Here is a 6,848-nt window from a genome sequence, read left to right as displayed (position 1 = left end):
CGAAGTGCTCCCCCACCAGCGCCCGCACCACGTCCAGGTCCCGGGCGATCAACGCGTCCAGCAACGCCGTGTGTTCATGTGCGTCCGCCACCAGATCGGCCCGGCCCCGCATCCCCGGCCCGCTCCCCACCAGCGGCCACTGCGCCCGCCGGTGCAGGTCCTCCGCGATCTGGACGAGCTGCTGGTTCCCGGAGAGGGACAGCACGGCCCGGTGGAACCCCCGGTCGGACTCCGCGTAGGTCGCGCGGCAGCCGGAGGACGCCGCGCGGACCGTCGCCTCGGCGAGGGGACGCAGCTCGGCCCAGCGCTCCGCCGGCACCGTCCGGGCCAGCCGCAGCATCACCGGCACCTCGATCAGCGCCCGCACCTCGGCCAGCTCCGCCAGCTCCCGCGCCCCGCGCTCGACCACCCGGAACCCACGGTTGGGCACGACCTCGACGGCACCCTCGATGGCCAGCTGCTGCATGGCTTCCCGCACCGGCGTCGCGGAGACCCCGAACCGCTCGCCCAGCACCGGCGCCGAGTACACCTCCCCGGGCCTGAGGTCCCCGGCCACCAGCGCGGCCCGCAGCGCGTCCACGATCTGCCCGCGCACCGAGGACCGCTGAACGACGGCCCGGCCTCGCGGAGCGGACGGCGCGGCGGGCTCACTGTGCGTGTGCTCTCCCCGGACCCTCTCGGAGGCCCCACCGGCCGCAGCCCCACCAGCGCCAGGCCTCACCCGACTCGCATCAGCCGCCACAGCCTGCTGCGGCACCCGGGCCTGCCCGCTCCCGGCGGAGCCCTGCGCGCCCTGCTTCACGGCTCGGCTCCTCCTGCGGACGTATCGGTACTTGGGGTCATTACGGCGGGTTGTTACTCGCCCGTCAAGCACCATAAGCGCACCGGCCGCCAGTTCAAATCCCAGCCCTCTCGGGTAAGGTAAGGCTTACCTTCAAGCGACCCGTTCAACAGACGCGGACTCGGACCGGTGATCCCATGCCCCTGCCCCCTTCGGCCCTCTCCGGCGCGTACGCCCGTCTGGCCGAGGTCCTCCCGGGGCTGGCCATCACCGAACTGACCGCCGAGGACGAGGCTCCCCAGGGCGGCAACTGGATCACCGCCGCCGCGCTCGCGGAAGCCGGCCCCGGCCTCGACGCCTTCCTGTCCTGGGACGACGCCCAGATCCGCCGGGACTACGGCCGGCAGGCACGCCCCGACGTGACCGCCAGCTTCGGCCTGCACCGCTACGCCTGGCCCGCCTGCCTCCTGATCACCGTCCCCTGGTTCCTGCACCGCCGCGTGCCCCGGTACCCCGTGACGCACGTCTCGTACGACCGCACCGCCCCCGGCCACCCCGTCGGCCACCTGGCCGTCCGCCCGGCCGGCTTCGCCTGCCTGCCCGGCGACGAGGCCGCCGCGCTGCCCGGCGCCCGGGTCGTCCCGGACGAGGAGGCGCTGCGGGCCGAGGTACGGTCGGCGGTCGCCGAGCACCTGGAGCCGGTCCTGGCCGGTTTCGGCCCCAGGATGCGGCGCCGCGGCCGGGCCCTGTGGGGCATGGCGACGGACGAGATCGTCGAGGGGCTCTGGTACGTCGCCCAGCTGCTCGGCGAGATCGAGGAGCGGCGTGCGATGCGCGAGCTGGAACTGCTCCTGCCGGGCGCGACCAAGCCGTACGTGGGCACGGCGGCCTTCCGCGAGCTGACCGGCCCCGGCGGCGAGCCGCTGCGCACCCGGGACCGCGCGAGCTGCTGCATGTTCTACACCCTGCGCCCCGAGGACACCTGCGCCACCTGCCCGCGCACCTGCGACGCCGACCGGGTCACCAAGCTGCTGGCCACGGCCGGTTGAGGCACCCCGGCTGGACACGGGCGGACGCCGGCGGCCCCGGACAGACGCCGACAGGCACAGGCAGACCAGCCCCCACCAACCCCGTAGGATCATCACGGAACCGGCCACCCACACGCGTGCAGCCGATTCACAACTTCCTCACCGGTCACGGGAACTTTCCGGAGAACCACCCGTGCGGGTAGTCTTGTTCGAACTCAACTCTCGCCCCTCAAGCGGCAGTTCGAGCAGAATGCCGCCCTGGGCAATCCCTTGCACTTCCTTGGCGGTCTCTTGCCCCGAAACCCCCTGAGGGCCGGTGGGATTGGGCCACTATGGCGGGCGTTACGCCCTATCCCAATGCAAGGGACCACCCAGATGAGACTGACCGACATATCGCTGAACTGGCTGCTTCCGGGCGCCGTGCTTCTCCTGGGCATGCTGGCGGCGGTGGCGGTGCTCGCGCGCGGCAAGCGCTCCTCGGTCAAAGACACGAGCGCGGACGATTCCTGGGAGCGCAACGAGGAGCGCCGCAGACGCAAGGAGGCCCTCTACGGCACCGTCTCCTACGTCCTTCTGTTCTGCTGCGCGGCCGTCGCCGCCGCGCTTTCCTTCCACGGCCTGGTCGGCTTCGGCGAGCAGAACCTCGGCCTGACCGGCGGCTGGCAGTACCTCGTCCCGTTCGGCCTGGACGGCGCTGCGATGTTCTGCTCCGTCCTCGCGGTGCGCGAGGCCAGCCACGGTGACGCGGCGCTCGGCTCGCGGATACTGGTATGGACATTCGCGCTCGCCGCGGCCTGGTTCAACTGGGTGCACGCACCCAGGGGCGTCGGCCACGACGGCGCCCCCCACTTCTTCGCCGGCATGTCCCTCTCGGCGGCCGTCCTGTTCGACCGCGCGCTGAAGCAGACCCGCCGGGCCGCCCTGCGCGAGCAGGGCCTGGTGCCGCGCCCGCTGCCGCAGATCCGTATCGTGCGCTGGCTGCGGGCCCCCCGGGAGACGTACCGTGCCTGGTCGCTGATGCTCCTGGAGGGTGTGCGCAGCCTGGACGAGGCCGTCGACGAGGTGCGCGAGGACAAGCGCAAGAAGGACGCCGACCGGCAGCGGCGCCGCGACCAGCAGCGTGTGGAGCGGGCCCAGCTGAAGGCGATCAGCCGCGGTCACCGCGGCTACCTCGGCCGTGGCGGTGGTGGCGGCCGGCAGCTGGAGGTGCAGGTGGAGCGCGGCTCCTCGCAGGTCTCCGCGGAGCCTGCCATATCCGGGCCGGAGCAACTGCCCGCCCGCTCGCGTCCCTCCCTTCAGCCCGTTCGCCGCGGGGCTGACCCGGTGACCGTCGACCTCACCGCCGAGGACGACACCATGGCGCTGCCGCGCCTCGATTCCCTGGAGCGCAAGCTCAAGGACCTGGAGCAGCAGTTCGGCTGACCGAGCCGCACAGAGCCGGGAAGGGGGCGTGGCCTGCGGGCCGCGCCCCTTCGCCGTTCACGCCGCCTCGGCCTGAAGCTCGAACCAGACGGCCTTGCCCACTCCGTGCGCCCTGACGCCCCAGGCGTCCGCGAGGGACTGCACCAGGAACAGGCCCCTGCCGTTCGTACCGTCGTCGGCGACCGGTACGCGCAGCCGGGGTCTGCGGGCCACGAAGTCCCGTACCTCCACCCGTAGTCCACGGGGTCCGACGGTGGCCGTCAGGACCGCGTCGTGGTCGGTGTGGACGATCGCGTTGGTGACGAGTTCACTGGTGAGCAGTTCCGCCACGTCCGATCGCGCGGTCCTCCCCCACTGCCCGAGCAGCTCCCGCAGGGCCCTGCGGGCCTCCGGTACGGCCCGCAGGTCCGCCCGCCCGAGTCTGCGCCTCAGCTGAGGCGCCGGCACCTGCTCCGTGACGTCTTCGGCCTTGCCCTCCACCGTCTTCGCCGAGAAAGCCCCGATCGTTATGGGACCGCCTCCCCGTGCCTGCCTCTCCATGACCCCCGCCCGCGCGCCGATGTCGGTTCCCCTCCTGCTCGAACACGTTCACGGGGATCCATGCCCCGTCGGGCACGCGGCAGTCATCTCGAATCGTCAACGACCGGGTGTTCGGCCATGTGGCCGGGACCGGCGGGCCGGGCGGAGGGGCCCTGAGCAGTGCGACGGCGAAGGGAAGGGGGACAAGAGGGTAGCCGGAAGACGTCCCGCGGCGGATCCTGACCGCCGGAGATCGGACGAACTGCCCATGGCCGGCTGCCGATCCTTCCGTACGCGGCGAAGGGATGGGGCGGCTGGTCCCCGCGCGCGACGGTCCGGTGAAGTTGGCCGAAGTACGACGGTTCCGGGTACGACACCCTTGCACGCCGGTGGACGCCCTACCGCCAGGTCTTCGGAGCGCTAGAGCCGGGGCACGTTGCGCAGGTTGGAGCGGGCCATCTGGACCATGCGGCCGACCCCGCCGTCCAGCACCATCTTGGAGGCGGACAGGGCGAACCCGGTCACCATCTCCGCCTTGATCTTCGGCGGGATGGACAGGGCGTTGGGGTCGGTGACGATGTCGACGAGGGCCGGGCCCTTGTGCTTGAAGGCGTCCTTCAGCGCCCCGGCGAGGTCCTTGGGCTTCTCGACGCGTACGCCGTAGGCACCGCAGGCCTGCGCGACGGCGGCGAAGTCGGGGTTCTTGTTGGTGGTGCCGTGGGACGGGAGTCCGGCGACCAGCATCTCCAACTCGACCATACCGAGCGAGGAGTTGTTGAAGAGGACCACCTTGACCGGGAGGTCGTACTGCACCAGCGTCAGGAAGTCGCCCATCAGCATGGAGAACCCGCCGTCGCCGGACATCGACACGACCTGCCGCTCGCGGTCGGTGAACTGCGCGCCGATCGCCATGGGCAGCGCGTTGGCCATGGAGCCGTGGGAGAAGGAACCGATCACGCGGCGGCGGCCGTTGGGTGAGATGTAGCGGGCGGCCCAGACGTTGCACATGCCGGTGTCCACGGTGAACACGGCGTCGTCGGAGGCGACTTCGTCGAGTACGGACGCCACGTACTCGGGGTGGATCGGCGTGTGCTTCTCGACCTTGCGGGTGTAGGCCTTCACCACCCCCTCCAGCGCGTCCGCGTGCTTCTTCAGCATCCGTTCGAGGAAGCGGCGGTTCTTCTTCTCCCGCACCCGCGGGATGAGGCAGCGCAGCGTCTCCCGTACGTCGCCCCACACCGCGAGGTCCAGTTTCGAGCGGCGGCCGAGGTGCTCGGGCCGGACGTCGACCTGAGCGATCTTCACGTCGTCGGGGAGGAAGGCGTTGTACGGGAAGTCGGTGCCGAGCAGGATCAGCAGGTCGCACTCGTGGGTGGCCTCGTAGGCGGCGCCGTACCCGAGGAGTCCGCTCATGCCGACGTCGAAGGGATTGTCGTACTGGATCCACTCCTTGCCCCGCAGCGCGTGCCCCACCGGTGACTTGATCTTCCCGGCGAACTCCATGACCTCGGCGTGCGCGCCGGCCGTGCCACTGCCGCAGAACAGGGTGACCTTGTCGGCGTCGTCGATCATCTCGACGAGCCGGTCGATCTCGGCGTCGCCGGGGCGGACGGTCGGCCGGGAGGTGACGAGGGCGGTCTCGGCGGCCTTCTCCGGGGCGGGCTCGGCTGCGATGTCGCCGGGCAGGGAGACGACGCTGACGCCGGAGCGGCCGACGGCGTTCTGGATGGCGGTCTGGAGCAGCCGCGGCATCTGCTTCGGGCTGGAGATCAGCTCGCTGTAGTGGCTGCACTCGGCGAACAGCCGGTCGGGGTGGGTCTCCTGGAAGTAGCCGAGGCCGATCTCGCTGGACGGGATGTGCGAGGCGAGGGCGAGGACCGGGGCCATGGAGCGGTGGGCGTCGTAGAGGCCGTTGATGAGATGGAGGTTGCCGGGCCCGCAGGAGCCGGCGCAGGCGGCGAGCTTGCCGGTGATCTGCGCTTCCGCCCCGGCGGCGAAGGCGGCGGTCTCCTCGTGCCGGACGTGGATCCAGTCGATGGCGGAGTTGCGGCGGACGGCGTCGACGATGGGGTTGAGGCTGTCGCCGACGACGCCGTAGAGGCGTTTGACTCCGGCGCGGGTGAGGATGTCGACGAACTGTTCCGCGACGTTCTGTTTGGCCATGACTCTCGTCTGCCCCTTCGGTCTCCTGGGATCCCTCCGGGTTCCATCAAGTCACACGAGACGCCGTCACGCCTCCCAAACGGCCGCGGCCGTACGGTCGTCGGCATAACCCTTGACCCGTACTTGGGAGTCCGCGAGGAACGCGGCGAGGCCGGGCGGCTCGGGGCGGGACCACCGCTCGGCGAGGTAGTCGCCCAGTTCGGGTTCGCCGCGCAGCGGGTCGGCGAGACCGGCGCTGCACACGAGGAGCGTGTCGCCCGGGCGGGCGACGGAGGTGCGGAAGCGGAAGGGTTCGCGGGGTGGTTCCGGGGCCGGTTCGTAGGGGCTGGGCGGGGTCGGGATGCCCAGGTCCATGGTGAGCCGGTCGCCGTCGGGCGTCTCGGAGGGCGGCGATCCGAACCCCACGACGGGTTCGCCCTTGATCTCGGCGACCTGCGGTTCGATGTCCTGCCACTCACCGTCCCGCAACCGGAACAGCCCGCCGGGCCCGACACCGAAGAAGACGCGCGTACGGCACTCGGGGTCGGCGGGCAGCAGCAGACAGCGCAGGCCGGCCGCGTACTCCTCCGGGTCGACGCCGTGTTCGGCGGCGCTGGCGCGGAGCTTGCCCAGGCTGCGGTCGGTGAGGCGGTGCAGTCCGGACTTCAGGTCGCCGCGCCGCCCCGCCCTTATGTCCTCCACGAGCCGCGCGTGACTGCGTCCGACGGCCCGTCCGATCCAGTGACAGGCCTCGGCGGCGGCCCGGTGCGCCCCCGGCGTGGCCCGGGCCCCGGTCGCCATCGCCACCAGCAGCAGCGCCTGCTCGCCGGTGCCGAACCGCGCGGTCAGCAGCGAGTCCCGCCGCGGCTCCCCCCGGTACCGCGCGGAGTCCCCCCGCACCGACACGGCCCGCAACGTGCAGGCCCCGTACCGGGCCCCGTCGAGCACGGTGTCCG

General features: G+C 71.8%; 6 protein-coding genes. 2 read left to right on the top strand and 4 right to left on the bottom strand.

Going from position 1 to position 6,848, the window contains the following annotated elements; translation table 11 throughout:
- On the bottom strand, positions 1–802 hold an 802-nt coding region (locus tag CA983_RS38615; protein WP_086605374.1), incomplete at its 3' end, for a GntR family transcriptional regulator.
- 176 nt (positions 803–978) lie between these two features.
- Between CA983_RS38615 and CA983_RS38610 the strand changes: the two genes are divergently transcribed.
- Positions 979–1,830, top strand: a complete 852-nt coding sequence (locus CA983_RS38610; RefSeq protein ID WP_086605373.1) for a (2Fe-2S)-binding protein — start codon at positions 979–981, stop codon at positions 1,828–1,830.
- A gap of 354 nt (positions 1,831–2,184) precedes the next feature.
- Positions 2,185–3,231, top strand: coding sequence for a DUF2637 domain-containing protein (locus CA983_RS38605; RefSeq protein WP_086605372.1), 1,047 nt, complete (start codon positions 2,185–2,187; stop codon positions 3,229–3,231).
- A gap of 57 nt (positions 3,232–3,288) precedes the next feature.
- On the opposite strand, the gene CA983_RS38600 is transcribed toward CA983_RS38605, so the two are convergent.
- From CA983_RS38600 to CA983_RS38590, 3 genes are all read right to left on the bottom strand, one after another.
- Positions 3,289–3,771 carry an ATP-binding protein gene (locus tag CA983_RS38600; protein ID WP_244207280.1) on the bottom strand — a complete coding sequence of 161 codons (483 nt, stop codon included), beginning with the start codon at positions 3,769–3,771 and terminating at the stop codon, positions 3,289–3,291.
- 399 nt (positions 3,772–4,170) lie between these two features.
- On the bottom strand, positions 4,171–5,913 hold the full coding sequence (locus tag CA983_RS38595) for a pyruvate dehydrogenase (protein ID WP_086605371.1): 1,743 nt from the start codon (positions 5,911–5,913) through the stop codon (positions 4,171–4,173).
- 66 nt (positions 5,914–5,979) lie between these two features.
- Positions 5,980–6,848: protein phosphatase 2C domain-containing protein (locus CA983_RS38590; RefSeq protein WP_086605370.1), on the bottom strand; the 869-nt coding region annotated here is incomplete at its 5' end.

Source organism: Streptomyces swartbergensis, from assembly GCF_002148965.1.
Classification (GTDB): Bacteria; Actinomycetota; Actinomycetes; order Streptomycetales; family Streptomycetaceae; genus Streptomyces; species Streptomyces swartbergensis.
The sequence above is the reverse complement of the archived record's forward strand: the minus strand, read 5'-3'. Positions and strand labels throughout refer to the sequence as shown.